The organism is Colwellia sp. MB3u-41 (assembly GCF_014076845.1).
Lineage (GTDB): Bacteria > Pseudomonadota > Gammaproteobacteria > Enterobacterales > Alteromonadaceae > Colwellia_A.
This window is the reverse complement of the sequence record NZ_JACGUT010000047.1, coordinates 379,473-396,863: the sequence shown is the minus strand read 5'-3', so window position 1 is coordinate 396,863 and position 17,391 is coordinate 379,473. Positions and strand designations below refer to the sequence as shown.

The following is a 17,391-nucleotide window of genomic DNA, read 5'->3' as shown; positions in this document are numbered from 1 at the left end:
GTATAACTAATCGATTAAAAAGGTCTTTTTTTGGTGGAACGCGGGAACTTCCTTGTTTGTTGTTTAATTTACTGATATTTATGGTTTTTATTTTATTGTGTTTTCTTTGGTGTTACTTCTGGTGTTACGTTGTGACTAAGTCATCATTTTTTTACTATGGATAAAAGTCAGTAAATTTGATGTTTTTATCTGGGCAGTTAAGCAATCATCTGTCTTGTATAAGCCATCACTGCCAAGTAATCTTGGCTGATATTATGGGGAATGTAAAACCTGTCTATTTAGTTGAATTGTTCTCACTTCACGACAAATTGAAAATAGTTAAACGAAATAAATAAATTACTTGAACGTTTTAATGTTAATGACGCTGATTGGTTAGCGGTAATTACTGATTTAATCGTCATTTTATCAATGCTGAAAGTAATCGAAATTAACTTATTCATTGGGCTGTTGTCGCTAACCAAAAATGGTGCGCTACCACTGAACGTTAAAGTTGTATCAAGCTAGGGGCTGAACTTAACTAAGGTATTGATTTTAACATTCTATGGAACACTGTGAAAAAGTAAATAAATATAATTGATGCTCTTATTTAACGGAATAAGTGACATCTTATCAAATGTTGGAAAATCTCTAGCAGCAGTGCCACTTGATTTCATTTACCTAAGCCAACCAATTACATTTAACTATGCCACAATTTTTTGGCTTTATTAAAGCTGTCTCTTTGGATAAATTGAACACTTCTAATGCTCACTTTTGCCACAATAGAGACCTTTCCTAACACCCTAAATCAGCACCAAAAAGGTCTTCTCTGATACGATAGCTGACATTAATGAATTCAAGAGTAAAGACTCCTCCGTTAGCGGAACTAATTATTTGATAGCGTCAGTTTTTTTACGGTCAGCTAAAGGGTGTATTGCTGACCTTATATAGTTAGGTGTATCAATCAAAGGTGTATTAATGAAAATTTTTTTCATCATGGTTACAGTGATAACATTTCCTACCTAATTCCCTGCTGTAACCTTTAATCAAGCGAGTGTAACAGTGACTGCATTCAGATATAACCTCCAAGAGCGGTTCCAGTTGGTTAATCAAATATAGTGTTTGGTCTTTGTTTTGCTGCTCGGTGAGCGTAGACGATTTTGGGTTTGGTGGATGAAATGAGGATTGTCATCATGGTTGTTACACCGAAACTTATCTAACGAACCGTTTATCAGAGGCTCCATGGAGCATCGCCAATGACAAAATCATAAACTTTTTTAGTGTCAGGCTATTTTACACTTCTAACTGACTTATATCATTGATCTTTTGTATCTAATTGAAGTATAGAATATTAATTTTTTGGTATGTATTTTGCTTTTGATTAAAAATCATAAAGTGATGACGCGTCACTTTTTAACAATTCAATTCGCATATCAGTGTTGTGAAGGGATTAAAAGGTAAATCACATGAAGTATAAATTTTTAAACACTTGGTCTAAATTTATGACTATAGTTGTCGTGTTACTTACAGCATCAGCGTCGGCCCACGCGGGGTTGATATACCAGTACACATTTACTCACACGTATAATAATGTTCTGGGCACAACTACCGGAAAGATTTACGGACTTGAGGACAATACTACGGGACAGGCTTCCAATATTACGATGGAGACATATAACAGTGACTGGTTATCGGGTACCACAAGCGTTTAAATTTATTTAATGGGTATCAATTGAATGAGTATACTATGGCAAACGGTGTTCTAACGAAATTCCAAATGATTTACTGGAATACGGATTTAGGATTATTGGGGACCGGCATAGAACAGCGGCGCACAATGATGATGGCTTACGATATCGGTGTGGACCCAGTCGCGCAAGGTACTATACGTTTTAACATATGGATGAGAGGATATAGTGATGTTAATGAGGGTTCCGGTCCGTTGACAATATCGGCTTACGCGCCTTTGGGAACCGAGGTCCCTGAACCTTCAACACTAGCGATATTTGCATTAGGCTTAATGGCTTTAGTTTCACGTCGATTTAAGAAACAATCTTAAAAAATTAGTTTCTCTATCAAAATCGATTATCGACGACGGTATGCCTGAATAAACCCATGTAACCCAATGTTGTCGATAATCATCAAGAAGCATCTGCCAATTAGGTTGATGCTTTTTTTGCTCATAAAGCTGCGTTATTCGACGAATGTGATTTTGTAATGTTAACTATAAGCCCTAAACCTACCACAGGCAATCTCAAACCCCTGCTGATTCTTACGACTGGTTAGTGGCAATAGTGACGGTTAGCACTATCTCATTAGCGCCTTAGATTTAACAACTCTACTTTATGTGGACCTTAGATGATTCTAATGTCCGCTTTTGAGATTGTGTACATAATCGGATGCTAAATATTTAGTAAGATTTTGGGTACAAATAAACAAAAGCATTTAAATTAGAATGACCGCAATAGGCTCTGAACTGGCGTTAATAACTAAAAAGCTAACTTCCGCTTTTGGCTATCTTTTGATATAAAGATCAACCAGTTGCTAACATCAGCAATGCGCACAAAGTGAACATATTTATTAGTGGCAAAGCTAATGCTATTCAGTGGTCGCAGTAAATGTTAATAGGTGACAGTATTAGATGATAATGACTGGCAGTTCTGGTGCAATTAGGTGGCACAACTTATGTAATTGCCCAAAATGTTATACGGATGAATTATTGCATGCTTTCTTTGCTACTTTCCCCCCTTTGTTTTAATGTTATGTTTATTCAGTGGTCTTATTTTATAGTTACACGTAATTAATTGTCTTATTCGAGTGTTATGTGTATTCTGGCTGCAAGTTTGAATGATATAAATAAATAGTCGCTCTACTGAATTATAGCAAAGCGCACTGAATAAGGATGCACCATGGCCAAACTCTATTTTTCAACGTCTGATGATACAAGTCGCTCGCTTATCGCCAAAGTAAAAAAAGGGGAGTTAATCAGAATATATCGTGGAATATACACTGATGCTTCTTATGCTGATGTAGAAAAAATCGTATACTCCAAATGGCATGAGATTGTAAATTACTTATTCCCCAGCGCTATTGCCGCCTACCGAACAGCACATGAATTAAGGCCTGTTGATGGCGTTATTTATATCGTTAAAGATGGTGTATCAAGAAGAAAGATCTCAATTGGCGGTATGCTTACCATAGAACTTTCAGCAGGAAATACATCCGAACTAACAAAGCCATTTCTCCCTACTATTTTTCGCTCATCTCCTGCACGGCAGTACCTTGAAAACCTTGCTCTAAGTCGAACAAAGGTTAAAAAATCATTAGGGAAAGAATGGGTTGAACAACATTTAAGCACCGTCTTAAGACGTCAAAATGGCGAAGACGAGCTCAACAATATAAGGGATCAGACTCGAACCTTTGCTATAAAATATGGCTTTGAACATGAATTTTCAACACTAGAAAACATCATTAGCTCACTACTTTCAACCCACCCTTATGGTGGCATATTAGAAAGTGAAATAGCGATTGCCACATCACAAAACACTCCATTCGATGTAGGGCGAATAGACCTATTTCAATCACTTGCTGATTACTTGCTAAGATGTAACTTAGAAGCGGTCCCGTATACTTACAATAAAAGCAGTTGGAAACACCTCGCCTTTTTTGAAAGCTATTTTTCAAATTTTATCGAAGGAACTGAGTTTGAAATAGATGAAGCAGAAGAAATAGTATTCACCGGTAGCACGGTTCATGAAAGGCACGAAGACAGTCACGATGTTTTGGCTGTTTTCAATCAAGTAAGTGACCTACAAAGCATGAGTGTTACCCCCTCTACAGCAGACGAACTAATTGAAGCGCTTCAACAGTCACATTTTGATTTTATGCGCGAAAGAAAAAATAAACGCCCTGGTAAATTTAAAGAACGTGTTAACAAAGCAGGTAGCAGTGTGTTTGTGCACCCAAGCGAGCTAGTCGGCACGCTAACTAAAGCCTTTGATATATATATAACCCTCCCCAAAGGTCTTGAAAGTGCTATTTTTATGCAATTCATTATTTCTGAGTGTCACCCATTTGATGATGGTAATGGTCGATTATCACGCATCATGATGAATCGGGAATTGCACTCTGTAGATCTACATAAAATTATCGTACCGACAGTTCATAGAGACAGCTACCTCAACGGATTAAGAAAAGCGACCAGATCAGGTAAGTTCGCAACCATTGCGAAAGTGTTTTACCAACTACAGCATTATTCAGCATCAATCGACTGGGATTCCTATGGGGACTCTAGAGAGACGCTTGAAGAGCACAAGGCAAACCTATTGCCGGATGAAGGTGTGCCAACGTTTAACAAAGTAATACGAAAATTTAAGTTCACCCCACCACCTGAATAATCATTGAGGTGATTAAATCAATTTTGAGATTTAAAGGAATTCGATTTATTATAGTGTACTTAACTTATTGTATTAGGGGTAATCAATAAATATGGCTCAGTTGACTAAAAAACAGCGCCAAGAGAAACGAAGAGACGATATTAAATCGTTAGTGATCTTTATCAAACCTGTCCACAAAACTCTTGTTGAACCCATAGAACCAACATCACTTGTTGGCGCAGCTGATAGTTATGCTAGGAATGAGTTTTCTAAAAAGATTAAAGCAGCAACCCAAGAAAAAGGTATTGTTTTAGCTCAAGCAATACTTTACGAAAAGTTGTTAATGGCAGATATAGAATTAACGAAGGTAGAAAACAATCATTATAAAATGGATAAAGTTTTAGTACACGATTTATCTGTAATACTCAGAGATTCTGGCTTATTCAATCTTGAAAGAATGCTTGGGCTACTTATTGAAAAACAAAGGACGGTACGGGGCATTAAGGATGTGTTTATTACTAAAGGTGCTAAAGAAACAGCTAATAAAAGGTATGAAGCCGTCAGCAATATTGACATAGAAATGTTGAAGGAATATAAAAATGATCTTAAAACATGGGCGAATAAAAAATACATTGAAGATTGTGAATATAAAAAGAACAGGAAAGAATTTCCCTGGCGCAAGAGAGAGGGGGAAGATGCTGCGAACATGTGGCTGTTAGAGATGGCTGAAGATGATGTACGTCTTGGTAAAATATCAGAAGAAGAAATACAAAAAAATATTAATGATAGATTAACAATTGAAGGTAACCTCTATGGAAGCCCAGCACAGCCTGATAACTTAATGGGCTTTAAATTAACTGCAACTTTTTTCTATCAATGTTTAAAAAAATAGAATTAATTTAGTCAAACGGATCACCTGCGCGCAGGTCGATCCGATCAGCTTAGTAATTTAGTCATGTTTTCAAATTCCATTAAGGATCGAACATGGCTCAAATAGCCCAAATAAGAATACAACGCCAACCTGAATTACTTCACCAAACAGGTTATAAAAATCTACTTTATACACTCGAATAAACGAAGGTTTAATGCCTGAGCCTATTTCTCTCGGAGGCCATCGTGCCGTCGGTTGGATAGAACACGAAACTCAAGCCGTCCTTGCGGCAATGTGCGCTGGTTATTCATCAGAACAAATCAAAGAACTTGTGGCAGAGCTTAAAGCAAAGCGTAGCCAATTAGTTCAGGGGATTTAAGATGAATACACTTCTGAAAAAGAACTCCTTTGAACCTAGTCAGATCACCACTGGATCTTATTTACAGACAGTTAATAGTTATAACGTCAGTGAAAGTAACGCCTGTAGCTTTGACTACTTAGGGTATTTAATGCAGACACATTGTCCGCAAAATAATGTCACAAAAATGATGACAGCTATTGATTATTTAACGGTCGTATTTCCTGTTACCTCAGTAGAAGCACTGAAAGAGATTAAAGGGTGGTTAGGAGCATGGTTATATAGTATTGGTATTTCCATCTCGACTAAAAAACCAACAACAACAACACCTGATATGGCTATTCGTTCACTGCCGCACAGGCAGCTTAGAAAAAGCCAGCGAACAATTCGTCCAGCAAAGTGAGGTTCACTGCCGCACAGGCAGCTTAGAAAAGCAGATATAGAGATAGCAGTTGTTAAAGATGGTTCACTGCCGCACAGGCAGCTTATAAATGTAAACTTCACAGCCCGTAAAAGTATCACATGTTCACTGTCGCAAAGGCTGTTTAGAAATAATTAATTGCGACTCTGGGGTAAAGACAATAGTTCACTGCCACACAGGTAGCATAAAAGTTTAACTTGGCTTTGCCTTATTCTATTTTGTGCTTACGAATGCACTGATAGTTTATTTGCTAAACTCATATTTCCTGTAGCGGCTGTTTCAATATGTTGTGACCACCAAGTCATCATGTCTTTACGTCGTTCAATGTATTCAGCACGGTTATAAGCCCTGCGTACTTTATTCTTATCTACATGAGCAAGTGCAGATTCAATTACATCAGGATCAAACCCCTGTTCGTTTAGGGTAGTACTAGCAAGTGCACGCATACCATGAGCAACTAGTCTTCCTTTAAAGCCCATTCGTTTTAACGCAGCATTGGCTGTTTCTTTATTAGCGTGATCTCTTGGGCTGCGATCTGCAGGGAATACATACTCTCTGTGACCTGATATGGGTTTGATACTCGATAATAAGCCTAAAGCTTGCACAGATAATGGAATTGTATGAGGGCGTTTCTTTTTCATACGTTCAGCAGGAATGTTCCATAGCTTGTTTTCAAAATCAATCTCATTCCATTTGGTCGCAGCGGCTTCACCTGGTCGGGTCATCGTATGTAACTGCCATTCTATTAACGTTCTAGTGACTATTTTTATGCTAGCTCGACTTAATGCTGTCATTAATTCAGGAAGTTGATCAGCTGCGAGTGTAGGCATATTTTGCTTTTTTGGCTTTTCGAAAGCGGCTTTAATGCCTGATAATGGGTTGGCATGAATAAGACCAGTGTTAACGGCATAGGTCATAATTTCGTTTAAACGCTGTGATAGGCGTTTGACTGTTTCAAGACTACCTTTAGCAGCTATAGGCTTCATTATAGAGATCACCAAAGGTGCGGTGATTTCTGTTAACGGATATTTACCAATAGAAGGTAATATATGTAGCTCTAAAGAGCGCCATACATCTAGCCCATAATCTTGACTAACTGAAGTTTTTTTAACTTCAAACCAGTTACTTGCTACATTGATGAAAGTATTAGATAAGACTTCTTTTTTTTGTTTAATGGCTTCGGCTTTATGTGTTTTAGGGTCTATATCTTTAGCGAGGAGAGATCTTGCGTTAAGTCGTTTGTCTCTTGCAATTGCAAGTGTTACTTCGGGGTAAATACCAAAACCAATGTTCGCCCGCTTATTTGATACTGGATGTGTGTAATTAAAAATCCAGTTTTTAGAGCCATTTGGCTTTACCCTTAATGATAAACCTTCGCCATCAGCAAGGTTAAACTCCTTATCCTTAGCTTTAGCGTTTTTAACTTCGGTATTTGTTAGAGGTTTAACGATGCGAGCCATAATATTTCCATTTTAGTAACACTGGGCTGGTGTTACATCTAATGTTACTAAAAAACTTGGATGTCGTAAAACAGTAATGGAGGTTAATAGACGCTATTATGGCTAAGTCACTGATTTAAAGTGAAAAAAAAGACGTCCTAGGACGTCTTTAATTCATTGTGTGGTGGAGCGGGGGGGAATCGACCCTGTTAACGACCCAGCAAAAACAACAACTTACAATAATATCAATCGGTTACTGTTATGTGGTGTTAGTCTTTATCTGTGTTTGTTAAAAGTGTGTTGTACTAATGTGGTACTTATTTATGATTCATAGTCAGTTCGATTGCTCATTAGGGAATCGAACCAACGTCCGTATTTTTTTGAATCAAACTACATTAATAAAAACGACTTATCTTCCTAAATACGCATCAACCGCGGACTTACGATAACTGTTTAAAGATGAGATTGATTTTTCTGTGGATAGAAATAGCCACTTAAAACCAAACCAAATACCAAAAAATATGGTTTTATACCAACTTGAAAACTTAGTTTTCTCTTTAGCATTTGTCTGTAAGTTACCTGATTTAATAGTTGTTTTATTGATGGGCGCGTTCTCAAACTCTATTCCCTTTCTAATAGTGTCAGAGGGTTCAAGTAAATAATCCATTGCCTTAATTAATGAACCAATAATTAAAACGAACAAAAATATTTGGGCAATAAATGATAATATTACTGATATTATCAATACAGAAAAGTGAATGAATTTCTTACCTTCCGAAAAATAATCAACTATATTTATTTCCTGTTTTTTACTATTTTGGTCAGGTTCTTTTGGGGAAGCTTCTGATATGCTGATAGTAGGGGGAGTCAGGTTATTAGCTACTTTATCTAAAGAAATTACTGGTCTTCCATTTAAACTTAATGTTGAACTATTAGCATCTATTACCCACTCACTTTTGCTTGTGATAATCATCTTTCCTTGGAGTAAGCCTTTGGATTCTTTTTTATTACTTTTATCTAATTCATTACTCAATGTTGAATAATTATTGAAAGTCGTTTGACTCAAAATAGGTAACAAGCAACTACTAAGAGTAAATAGTAATAGAAATTTAAAAACTGCTTCTAGTCGGTTTTTTAATTTAGCGTTCTCAGGAAAATCATTGATTCTAAGACCAAACTTTTTATATGTTTCTAAAGATTTTATAGGATCTTTAAATTTCTTTAAATGTTCGTAAAAACTAACGTCACCTTTGAAATCTGTCATTGTTCGTAAGCAATCATTTTTTGCATATATATGTTCGAAACTAGATTTGTCCTGATGATTTTCAAGACTAATAAGTAATTCAATACTTTTTTGCCTTAATTCCTTTTTCTTATCTTTTCTCGCAAGAATATTCAATAGAAATGGAAAAACAATAGCTAGAAATGCTATTAACAATGTAGTGTTTTGTATGTTAATTTCAATTTGTCCAAATAACATTAAATAATCCTTTAAGTTTATATTAAAATTTAAGCAGAGAAATATAAGGGTAATCTATGAAAAGTAAAGGAAAAAGTAAATGTTATGGCTCATACAAGGGATTAAATTTAATAACATCCTCTAGATGTGTTTGGCTAAAGTGTGAATATTTCATCGTATCGTTGATGCTTGCATGACCTAGAGTCTGTTGTAAAACCAGAATGTTGCCGCCATTCATCATAAAGTGACTAGCAAAGGTATGTCTTAAAACATGAGTAGATTGTCCTTTCGGTAGAAGAACTCCTGCTCGAATAATTGCTTTTCTGAATGAACCTATACAACTAGAAAACAACTTTCCCTTAATCATTGGTATTTCATCAGCAAGTTTTTGCGATATAGGAATTGTTCTATTTTTACCACCTTTTGTATTGGTAAATGTTATACGGTTATTAGATATTTGTTTGTCTGTTAAGCTTTCAGCTTCACTCCATCTGGCACCTGTTGAAAGTGCAATTTTTGCTACGTAATAAGTGCTTTTATTTCTAGATTTTTTTAACTCTTCTAATAGCATTGGTATTTCAGATGGTTCTAGGAAACCCATTTCAGGCTGTTTGTATTTTAGTGATCTTATATTTTTAATTGGATTTGTATTGATTTCGTTTAATCTAATTAGCTCGTTGAACATTGCATTAATGTAACTTTGATCATTGTTAACAGTTTTTATTGAAACTGTTTCAAGCCTATCAGCTCGATAATTTGCCCAATCTGTTGGAGTTAATTTTCGTGCTATTGGATTATCTAAGCTTTTACAAGCGGCTTTCATTTTCGGTAACCTTTTACCAATATCATTCAAGCTTTTACCATGGAGTTTATTCCATAACTCTATTAAATCACTTAAACGTCTATCGTCTTCTGGGTCAGGTTCCCAATCCTTCAAGTTATTTTGTTCTGATATTTTATGGTTCAAAAAACGTCTTGCTTCACCTAGTGTTAAGAATGCCTTTTTAAACCGTTTTCCATTATGCCCTCTAGGACGACAGTCTAATTGATAAGGTGTTTTATCGGAGTCAGTTTTCCAAATACCATCTTGAATTTTTTTAAGCTTTTTCATTTTATTGATCTACTTTTTAATACTTAATTAAAGCATACACATATATATCGATAAATATAAATGTTATTATTATGTTAATTTCGTGGTGTTTTTGTTTTAGGCTCAGGTGATTTATGGATATTAAAGATATACACACAAATATTTCTACTCAACAGCATACTAAAGTGGAGAAGCTAAAAGATGAAAAATTAGAAACTCAATCTCAACAGATTATCGAAAGTGCAGTCTCTTTATCTGACAGTGTTTATATCTCTCCAGAAGCACAAGCTTTATATAATGGAGGTGGTCATCCAGATAGACCAACTAAACCGACTAAACCATAATGATAAATTTAGAGTTAGGTTATTTTATTGCTAAGTTTTATTTGGCAGGATATTTTGTTTGTTTTTTATTTAGTTATAAAAATAAGCATATCAATCAATCCAACTTAATAATTGCAACAATTGCATTAGTTAACTGTATATTCAATCAATACTTAAAAGAAGCTTTAGATTTTTATACATTTTATTTAGGAGCGGCATTTCAAGTTTTAATATTGTTGCTTATCTCTTTAATCATTCATCGGTATTTTAGGATTAGACATGAAAAAACAACGTTATTGATTTATGTACTTTATATATTAATAGCAATAAGTTTTATGGTTATACATAGAGTTAGAGTTGTAATATTTGATTCCGATGAAAATATAATGTGGTTAATAAATGCACACTCAGTATTTACTTTAACACTGTATTTTTTAAGTATTTGTGTACTTACTTATGGAGGCTTAATTAAATGGAAATTGCCATTTGGACGTTTATCCTTGTAATCATATTTACTGTTTTGAAAGCAGTAAAGTACGAAAAAAATTATTATATTCACAATGAAAAACAGTTGTTGGAACGTTATTTTGAAATAAAAAATATTAATCCTGATTATAGAATTAACTATTTACGTGATTGGGAAAGTAATGCCCTTAAAGCTATTGAAGAAAGTACTAAAAGTAAAATTAATAAAGTTATACATTTAAAGTCTATTGATAATATTAAATAGCTTTCTTTATGTTCTCTTGTGTTTCAATATCGCAATTTTCTATTATTTCATTTGTAATCATATTTGCCATAGTTGATATTTTTACCCCTTTATTTAATGTGATCATTTCTTGCTGCACAGCCGCAAAAATCCCTTCTGTCACTGATACTTTCAATTCATTTATATCCATTTTTTTTCTAGCATTATCAATCCCATATAAAAGATAATCCATAGATACATTAAATTTTTGCGACACCTTAGAGCAGGCTTCATATGGAATGCTTCCTCTTTTTCGTGTGGTTGTTCCCCAGTTCTCGTTATAGCCAAGATCATTTGATAGGGCTGTTAACGTAGTAATTCCTGATGTACTCAGCAACCTTGAAAAAATATCTTTAGAAATCATCTGCATATCAAAAAACCCAATATAAAGTAACAAAAAGTCTTGAAAGTAACTTTTTGTTCGTTTACTATCCTGTCATCGAGTTACTTGAAGTAACTTTTTGTATGTTTTGGGGCGAATAGTTATGTTAACGAACAATATTACACTTACTGACGGACAATTTGAAACACTAAAGCGCGATATCGTATGTGCAAACCTCCCTTTTCTAAGTGTAGAAGACTACGCACGTATTACTAACGACACTACAGGCAACGTTCGCCAACAGGTTCATCAAGGGCGTTTACCCATTCGTAAAAAACTAAAAGCACGTGAAAAAACATTTATAAACATGCTCGCCATTCGTGCCGAAGCTCAGCTTGTAGTTTAAAAATAAAGAAACTTATTAAGTGACTTAAATGATTATCTATTACGAATACGAAAGGGTTTTAGGCGTTAACTCAACACATGATGATGATTCAGGTGTACGCCAATATAACTACTTTTCGTCACTGTCTAAATTCAAACAGTGGGTTTCGTATGAAATGGGTAATTCAGACGTAGTAGAAATCATGGATTCAAATTACAGGCAATTAGTTCAAAAGGGGGTCATATGAAAAATGTTATAAACAATGCTTTATCACCTCTGGCTGATGAACTAATTAGTAAGCGCCTTGTTGCAAAAAAAGACAATATCATTGTTGACCACTTAGCTTTTAGTTTTCCATTGTCACAGCTTCGTCATTGTCATAAAGCGGGTTTTGCTGGTTACAGCCCTAAAAACCAACCTTATTTTCCATTGCCACCCAAGGTTGAAAACTCTGAGGGTAAGTCATTAGAAGAAATTGAAAGACATGCACTCTTTGTTAAAAAGCAACTGTCAGATTTCTATTTTAGAACCCTTAAGATTTTTGTTGATCATGTTCTCGGTTTTACCCTTTCCGCACCGAGAGACAAAGGGTTTCATGGCTATAGCAACTCGCTAACGATGAAATCACAAACGGGTGTTGATGTTGGCTTTATTGGTTTAGGTGGTCAACGCGATACGGCTTACATTCAAATTTCTGGTTTAGGGTGTAAAAACTTATTTGGCTATACCGATAAATTTAAACTTCATCATTGGCTAAATAGCGTTCTATCGATTTCTTTTTTGTCACGTGTTGATTTGGCAAGTGATGATTACGACGGCATTTTTGATTGTGATTATGCGGACAAAGCTTATAGAGATGGCGCTTTTAGAACAGGTAAGGGCGGCATTATGTCTGTTTTTAAAAACGCCAGTGAATATACCTATACCAAAGACTTTCAAAAAAACTTTGATGTTGAAATGGTCACGGTGGGTAAACGCACAAGTCCTATTTATTGGCGTATTTACAATAAAAAATTAGAACAAAAAATTGTGAATGAAGACCTTAATTGGTATCGCTCTGAGGTTGAATTAAAAAAATGGTCTGTTGATTGTTTGCTTGATGTTGACGCCACCTTTGCCGGTATTAATTTTTTTTCTCAAAGTATGGAAAATACACAAGGTATTCGTACTAAGTCCATGTCTCCAACGAAAGAGGCTTGTTTAGAATTAGCGAGTCGCGTTCGTTGGTTTCGTCATGCGGCGGGTCGTGCTTTGGGTGATGTTATTGAGTTAGTTGGCGGTGATATTTCTAAAGCCTTCGGCTTACTCCTACCTGATGAAGTATTGGGTGAAAAATTGGGAATTCCTCCCACGTATAAGAAATTAATTAATCATGCACTGGAGTGTTAAAAAATGGCTATTGTAATTGCTGGTCTTGGTATTACGCGTTTTCCTGAATCTAAAAACCCACATATTGAAAATGCAAAATTAGAAGTGTTGTATCCCTTAGAGGCTGTTGATTCGCCTAAGTTTCAACGTAAAGCGGCGGGTCGTACTACGTCAACCCCTTTTGGCAAGGAAGCCATCTCGATTAACGCGAAATACGCGCATTTGTTAATTGATTCTCAAGCGTTCGTCGGTGATAAGCAATACGACCTCAAATTCTCTTTTAATGACGACACGTTTGAAAATGAAGTCATTGAAATAACGCCTGTAGATGCTCAGTTAAAAGAACATTTCACGCTTTCGTTAAAGAACTTTAAAGGCGCTTAATGATGATGAACACGTCAAACAATAAATTGAAGATTTTTATTTTTTTGACACTGTTTGTTTTCGTTTCAAATGTTGATGCGGCTTATTGCCTTATTGAAGATGGTAACGGAAATTTGAGCATTGACAGTACCTCAGTAGAGGCTTGTCCTAGTGGCTTGGTTCTACTTTCAAAGACCGATTATAACAATATGAATGTAGATGTTGGTGAGATTACCTCAGCAGATATTGCCATTAGTTTTACTTGGGGCTTTGGAACCTATTTATCTTTTTGGTGGTTTTCTTATGTTATTAGAACCGCTAAAAAAACCATCAAATTGATATAAAAAGATTCTCGTTTCGGGGGCTTCTGAAACAGAATAAAACGGACAATTTTGTCCATATAACTGTAAATTTTGGAGAGAAAAAATGGCTGATATTTTCACAGCAGTAGATATAAGTACAGTAGCAACATTCGTTGGTGCAACAGGCGTTTTAATCGTTGGCGTTTACCTTGCTTTTAAAGGCATTGGTTTAGCTAAACGTGCAATCGCGGCGGCTTAATTGAAATGGCGGGTATTATGCTCGCCCTTTTTCATGTCTGCATAGTAATGCTTGGCGCGATGTGTGCCAAAGAAGTTTGCTCTGCACTTGGTTAAAGGGTTAAAAAATGAAAATTTTAATTATGGCGCTGTCTTTATTGGTAGCGCCTTTTTTTTTACACGCCGATATTTTTCAAGATGGCACTGTAAATGTTGAGCCACCTAAAGTTGAAATTGAATGTGCAATTACTGGTGCTCACCCGAATGAATTAAGTTATTTTGTTGGTGCTCCCTGTGGCCCCAACGCTGAGAGTGCTTGTACTACTTATTACGCAAATGATTGGAGATTAGCTAGCAATAATATTAGAAATATTAACGGGTATTATGATGATGTTACTTCTGTCAGTAAAAGATTACATTGTACTTTTGAAAGATGGTCTAAAAGAGAAATAGATTGGGTTCCTACTTGGATCCATGATGGTGATTCTGATGTTGATTTAGGTACTTTTTCCTTTGCTGATGTCGAAAAAAAGTTCTGTCCGCCTGAGTCTTTTCCTTCTTACCTATCCCCAACCTTTGGAGAAGATGGAGAGATTAACGGTTGTTTCAATGCTTCTCAAGCAAGCCTAGTTGACGATTGCAGTATTAATTCAACTGATGAATATTTATCGGTTCCTGTGGTTGCTCCTGTCGGTTGCTTTACTACTTCAAATGGTTCCCAGTGCAAATATAATTCTGTTGATGTTGGAAACGGTGTCGAGGCATACGCACTTGATTTAGAGGGTGATTGTTATAGCGACAACGATTTACCTGATATTGATGGTTTACCAGGTGATGCTGATACACCCACTTCATCAGATGATAATTGTAAGCCTTGGGGCGGTACTGGAATGATATGCCCAGAAAAAAGAGAAGATGTTTGCGATATGTACGGTAATTGCAATGAAGGCTGTGGGACTGTTAACGGTGTTTTTGCTTGTATTGATGCTGATATAGATGGAGATGGTTTACCCGATTATCTTGACCCTGATGTAGATGGTGACGGGATTAGAAACGAATTAGATTTAGATAATAACGGAGACGGTATTGATGATTCCATTGATTTATCAAAAGCAAAGCAAGCTGATATACAAATAGAGGTTGATTTTTCTCCTGTTGTTAATGAATTAAAGAAAGCCAATACAGAGTTAACGGGTATTGGTGAAGGGGTTGATGTGATTTCTGATGACCTTAAAGATATAAAGGAATCATTGACTGAATCTGATGCGATTAAAATTGATAAACCATCAGAAGGTTTAAAAGGTTTTTGGGAAACTGACTACCCAGAAGGTTTACAGGGTGTCGTTGATGCAAAAATGGCAGAAGTACAAAGTACCCAGTTTTTTACCTTTTTAGACCAATTTCAAATAAGTGTCGGTGGCTCAAGTGCGTCTTATGATATGTGTTTTAACTTAGGTTCAATGGGTGATTTTGGTTGTCACAATTTCAATATTGACCCTCGAACATTCCCAGCGATAAAGATATTTATTTTAATAACAGCGGTGTTTCTTTGTCGTCGTATTTTGTTTGGTGGTTAATATGATTTTATTAGACGCGCATGTTGAGGCTTATAGATGGTTTCAATTTTATCAATATATAGGAGAAGAAAATGCTTAATTTTTTTATTGAAATGTGGAATGGCTTTGTAGATTTTTTATGGCAAATTGTTCTGTCATTTTTTGACATTCTTAAAGATTTTTTCTTTTGGATAATGGAACAGCTTTTTACGGTTGGTATTCTTCTACTTGATGGTGTTGGTTCATTAATGTCGGGTTTAAATGTTGCTCAATACATTAGCGGTTTACCCCCTGAAACAGCCCATACCATGTCTTTAATTGGCATTAGTGAAGCTATGGGGATGGTCATAACATGTTTAGGTATTCGTTTTTTACTTCAATTAATACCGTTTGTAAGATGGGGTTCATAATATGTTAAATGGAATTTCGGGTAAGCCTGGGGGCGGTAAATCTTACGAGGCTGTTGTTACTCATATTATAAAAGTCATTACCGTTGAAAAAAGAAAGGTGGTGACTAATTTACCCTTAAATATTGAACACTTTTGCTCTGTGTATGGCGAATATTGCCGAGAGTTGATTGTTGTCGTTGATGGCCAGTTCCATAACTATGGCGGTGAACGTCCTTTTTCACAAAAAGAGCACTATTTACAATATGAAGATTGGCAGAATGACAAAGGCCAAAAGGTTTATTTTTTTATAGATGAATGTCATTTAGCGATGCCAATGCAAGGAACGGACAAAGCGCTATGTGAATTTTACTCAATGCACAGACACTACGGTTTTGACATTATGCTAATCACTCAAAACTTTAGAAAAGTGAATAGAGATATTAGAGACATGATCCAAAATCATTATCGGGCGATTAAAAAGTCGATGATGGGTCAAGATGATAAATATATTTTAAAAGTGCACGATGGGGCGTCCAGCTCTAAAGCCTCAGAAGTTGCTACACATGAAAGAACCTATGAAAAAAAGTATTTTGCTTTCTATCAGTCTCACACAAAATCAGATGTTAGCGTTGATGAGTCAAAATCTGCTGACATAAAAACGTGGTATTCTCACTGGTCAATCAAAGCTTCTGTGTGCTTCTTTATCTTTGCTATTTTTATTTTTACAAAAGCCTTTGCTGATATTGAAGAAAAGTCGATAAATGAAGAATTACCATCTACTGAATCTGTAGTTGAAAATCCAGCGTTAAAAAGTGATTTACCAGAAGACACAAAAGCCACTGATAAAAAAACAGCCAAACGATTAACAGCGCGTGAACAAGAATATTCAAGCATGTTAAAAGAATCTAAAAAGTATCATCCTTTTTATAAAATCAATTTGTCTATTTCAGGCTATGCAGAATATAAAGAGAACGGAAGGAAAACAAAGGTCGTTTACTTTTCAGCGAATCAAAACGGGCAGCATGTTTTTACATTAAAAAGCGTTGATTTGTTACTTGCTGGTTATGATGTCAGGGTGCTAACTGAATGTGCGGTACAAATTAAATATTTAGATTATGAAGATTTTATCACGTGTGATGCGCCAAGGCAGGGAGCTGGTGTTCCTGTTGTTGGAGAGCTTGCGAGTAATTAAGCTTTTTTGTCTTTAAATTTAACTCGATTAAAATATTTTGAAATGTTTTTTTATTTTGAAATATTTTAATGAGTAAGCAAAAGAGCTTTGCGATTGCGCTAGTTTTTATAATTTAACCCTTTCATTATATTTATAGGCTTATCTTCATTAACTTATTTGCCTTAAATCTTAAGAAATACCTTTTACTCTCATTTTTTATTATTTGGAAGGGAGGGA

Annotated in this window: 19 protein-coding genes; 15 read left to right on the top strand and 4 right to left on the bottom strand. The window is 35.5% G+C overall.

The features are described 5' to 3' along the window. The first annotated feature begins 1,813 nt into the window (after window positions 1-1,813). The 5 genes from H4J73_RS20360 (at window position 1,814) to H4J73_RS20895 (ending at window position 5,984) form a co-directional block, all read left to right on the top strand. Window positions 1,814-2,035 carry a PEP-CTERM sorting domain-containing protein gene (locus H4J73_RS20360; protein WP_259366575.1) on the top strand — a complete coding sequence of 74 codons (222 nt, stop codon included), beginning with the start codon at window positions 1,814-1,816 and terminating at the stop codon, window positions 2,033-2,035. Between the two features lie 850 nt (window positions 2,036-2,885). Then, window positions 2,886-4,373, top strand: a complete 1,488-nt coding sequence (locus H4J73_RS04145; protein ID WP_182223221.1) for a Fic family protein — start codon at window positions 2,886-2,888, stop codon at window positions 4,371-4,373. 91 nt (window positions 4,374-4,464) lie between these two features. After that, complete coding sequence (locus H4J73_RS04140; protein WP_182223222.1) at window positions 4,465-5,244, top strand: hypothetical protein; 780 nt, start codon at window positions 4,465-4,467, stop codon at window positions 5,242-5,244. A gap of 193 nt (window positions 5,245-5,437) precedes the next feature. After that, entirely contained in the window at window positions 5,438-5,602 is a 165-nt protein-coding gene (locus tag H4J73_RS20355; protein WP_259366574.1) for a hypothetical protein, read from the top strand. A 1-nt stretch (window position 5,603) separates the two neighbouring features. After that, window positions 5,604-5,984, top strand: a complete 381-nt coding sequence (locus H4J73_RS20895) for a hypothetical protein (protein WP_182224143.1) — start codon at window positions 5,604-5,606, stop codon at window positions 5,982-5,984. A gap of 242 nt (window positions 5,985-6,226) precedes the next feature. On the opposite strand, the gene H4J73_RS04130 is transcribed toward H4J73_RS20895, so the two are convergent. The 3 genes from H4J73_RS04130 to H4J73_RS04120 all read right to left on the bottom strand — a co-directional run bounded on the left by H4J73_RS04130 (window position 6,227) and on the right by H4J73_RS04120 (window position 10,011). Further along, on the bottom strand, window positions 6,227-7,462 hold the full coding sequence (locus H4J73_RS04130) for an integrase domain-containing protein (RefSeq protein ID WP_182178140.1): 1,236 nt from the start codon (window positions 7,460-7,462) through the stop codon (window positions 6,227-6,229). Between the two features lie 388 nt (window positions 7,463-7,850). After that, window positions 7,851-8,921, bottom strand: a complete 1,071-nt coding sequence (locus H4J73_RS04125; protein WP_182223223.1) for a hypothetical protein — start codon at window positions 8,919-8,921, stop codon at window positions 7,851-7,853. A gap of 82 nt (window positions 8,922-9,003) precedes the next feature. Further along, window positions 9,004-10,011: a tyrosine-type recombinase/integrase gene (locus tag H4J73_RS04120; RefSeq protein WP_182223224.1), complete on the bottom strand. Its 1,008-nt coding sequence runs from the start codon at window positions 10,009-10,011 to the stop codon at window positions 9,004-9,006. Window positions 10,012-10,124: 113 nt separating this feature from the next. On the opposite strand from H4J73_RS04120, the gene H4J73_RS04115 reads away from it, so the two are divergent. Both H4J73_RS04115 and H4J73_RS04110 read left to right on the top strand, forming a co-directional pair. Continuing rightward, window positions 10,125-10,334: a hypothetical protein gene (locus H4J73_RS04115; RefSeq protein WP_182223225.1), complete on the top strand. Its 210-nt coding sequence runs from the start codon at window positions 10,125-10,127 to the stop codon at window positions 10,332-10,334. Window positions 10,335-10,785: 451 nt separating this feature from the next. Beyond that, on the top strand, window positions 10,786-11,043 hold the full coding sequence (locus H4J73_RS04110; RefSeq protein ID WP_182223226.1) for a hypothetical protein: 258 nt from the start codon (window positions 10,786-10,788) through the stop codon (window positions 11,041-11,043). Here the strand turns inward: H4J73_RS04110 and H4J73_RS04105 are convergent. Continuing rightward, window positions 11,036-11,431, bottom strand: coding sequence for a hypothetical protein (locus H4J73_RS04105; RefSeq protein ID WP_182223227.1), 396 nt, complete (start codon window positions 11,429-11,431; stop codon window positions 11,036-11,038). The genes H4J73_RS04110 and H4J73_RS04105 overlap by 8 nt on opposite strands. A 115-nt stretch (window positions 11,432-11,546) precedes the next feature. On the opposite strand from H4J73_RS04105, the gene H4J73_RS04100 reads away from it, so the two are divergent. The 8 genes from H4J73_RS04100 (at window position 11,547) to H4J73_RS04070 (ending at window position 17,175) form a co-directional block, all read left to right on the top strand. Next, window positions 11,547-11,789, top strand: a complete 243-nt coding sequence (locus H4J73_RS04100) for a hypothetical protein (RefSeq protein ID WP_220460649.1) — start codon at window positions 11,547-11,549, stop codon at window positions 11,787-11,789. Window positions 11,790-12,011: 222 nt separating this feature from the next. Further along, complete coding sequence (locus tag H4J73_RS04095) at window positions 12,012-13,157, top strand: replication initiation factor domain-containing protein (RefSeq protein ID WP_182223228.1); 1,146 nt, start codon at window positions 12,012-12,014, stop codon at window positions 13,155-13,157. A gap of 3 nt (window positions 13,158-13,160) precedes the next feature. Further along, entirely contained in the window at window positions 13,161-13,520 is a 360-nt protein-coding gene (locus H4J73_RS04090; protein WP_182223229.1) for a DUF1293 family protein, read from the top strand. Further along, on the top strand, window positions 13,520-13,843 hold the full coding sequence (locus tag H4J73_RS04085; protein ID WP_182223230.1) for a hypothetical protein: 324 nt from the start codon (window positions 13,520-13,522) through the stop codon (window positions 13,841-13,843). The genes H4J73_RS04090 and H4J73_RS04085 overlap by 1 nt, the downstream gene beginning before the upstream one ends. 82 nt (window positions 13,844-13,925) lie before the next feature. Continuing rightward, window positions 13,926-14,060, top strand: coding sequence for a hypothetical protein (locus tag H4J73_RS20350; RefSeq protein WP_259367927.1), 135 nt, complete (start codon window positions 13,926-13,928; stop codon window positions 14,058-14,060). A gap of 106 nt (window positions 14,061-14,166) precedes the next feature. Further along, entirely contained in the window at window positions 14,167-15,615 is a 1,449-nt protein-coding gene (locus H4J73_RS04080) for a hypothetical protein (protein ID WP_182223231.1), read from the top strand. A gap of 71 nt (window positions 15,616-15,686) precedes the next feature. Further along, on the top strand, window positions 15,687-16,004 hold the full coding sequence (locus H4J73_RS04075; RefSeq protein ID WP_182223232.1) for a DUF2523 family protein: 318 nt from the start codon (window positions 15,687-15,689) through the stop codon (window positions 16,002-16,004). A 1-nt stretch (window position 16,005) separates the two neighbouring features. Then, window positions 16,006-17,175 carry a zonular occludens toxin domain-containing protein gene (locus H4J73_RS04070; protein ID WP_182223233.1) on the top strand — a complete coding sequence of 390 codons (1,170 nt, stop codon included), beginning with the start codon at window positions 16,006-16,008 and terminating at the stop codon, window positions 17,173-17,175. Window positions 17,176-17,391 lie beyond the last annotated feature (216 nt).

Bases quoted from the DNA above. Each gene is read 5' to 3' on its own strand.
- H4J73_RS04115 (WP_182223225.1), top strand. From the start codon at position 10,125: ATGGATATTAAAGATATACACACAAATATTTCTACTCAACAGCATACT.
- H4J73_RS04090 (WP_182223229.1), top strand. From the start codon at position 13,161: ATGGCTATTGTAATTGCTGGTCTTGGTATTACGCGTTTTCCTGAATCT.
- H4J73_RS04070 (WP_182223233.1), top strand. From the start codon at position 16,006: ATGTTAAATGGAATTTCGGGTAAGCCTGGGGGCGGTAAATCTTACGAG.
- H4J73_RS20355 (WP_259366574.1), top strand. From the start codon at position 5,438: ATGCCTGAGCCTATTTCTCTCGGAGGCCATCGTGCCGTCGGTTGGATA.
- H4J73_RS20895 (WP_182224143.1), top strand. From the start codon at position 5,604: ATGAATACACTTCTGAAAAAGAACTCCTTTGAACCTAGTCAGATCACC.
- H4J73_RS04110 (WP_182223226.1), top strand. From the start codon at position 10,786: ATGGAAATTGCCATTTGGACGTTTATCCTTGTAATCATATTTACTGTT.
- H4J73_RS04100 (WP_220460649.1), top strand. From the start codon at position 11,547: ATGTTAACGAACAATATTACACTTACTGACGGACAATTTGAAACACTA.
- H4J73_RS20360 (WP_259366575.1), top strand. From the start codon at position 1,814: ATGATGATGGCTTACGATATCGGTGTGGACCCAGTCGCGCAAGGTACT.
- H4J73_RS04080 (WP_182223231.1), top strand. From the start codon at position 14,167: ATGAAAATTTTAATTATGGCGCTGTCTTTATTGGTAGCGCCTTTTTTT.
- H4J73_RS04145 (WP_182223221.1), top strand. From the start codon at position 2,886: ATGGCCAAACTCTATTTTTCAACGTCTGATGATACAAGTCGCTCGCTT.
- H4J73_RS04085 (WP_182223230.1), top strand. From the start codon at position 13,520: ATGATGATGAACACGTCAAACAATAAATTGAAGATTTTTATTTTTTTG.
- H4J73_RS04125 (WP_182223223.1), bottom strand. From the start codon at position 8,921: ATGTTATTTGGACAAATTGAAATTAACATACAAAACACTACATTGTTA.
- H4J73_RS04130 (WP_182178140.1), bottom strand. From the start codon at position 7,462: ATGGCTCGCATCGTTAAACCTCTAACAAATACCGAAGTTAAAAACGCT.
- H4J73_RS04095 (WP_182223228.1), top strand. From the start codon at position 12,012: ATGAAAAATGTTATAAACAATGCTTTATCACCTCTGGCTGATGAACTA.
- H4J73_RS04105 (WP_182223227.1), bottom strand. From the start codon at position 11,431: ATGCAGATGATTTCTAAAGATATTTTTTCAAGGTTGCTGAGTACATCA.
- H4J73_RS04075 (WP_182223232.1), top strand. From the start codon at position 15,687: ATGCTTAATTTTTTTATTGAAATGTGGAATGGCTTTGTAGATTTTTTA.
- H4J73_RS04140 (WP_182223222.1), top strand. From the start codon at position 4,465: ATGGCTCAGTTGACTAAAAAACAGCGCCAAGAGAAACGAAGAGACGAT.
- H4J73_RS04120 (WP_182223224.1), bottom strand. From the start codon at position 10,011: ATGAAAAAGCTTAAAAAAATTCAAGATGGTATTTGGAAAACTGACTCC.
- H4J73_RS20350 (WP_259367927.1), top strand. From the start codon at position 13,926: ATGGCTGATATTTTCACAGCAGTAGATATAAGTACAGTAGCAACATTC.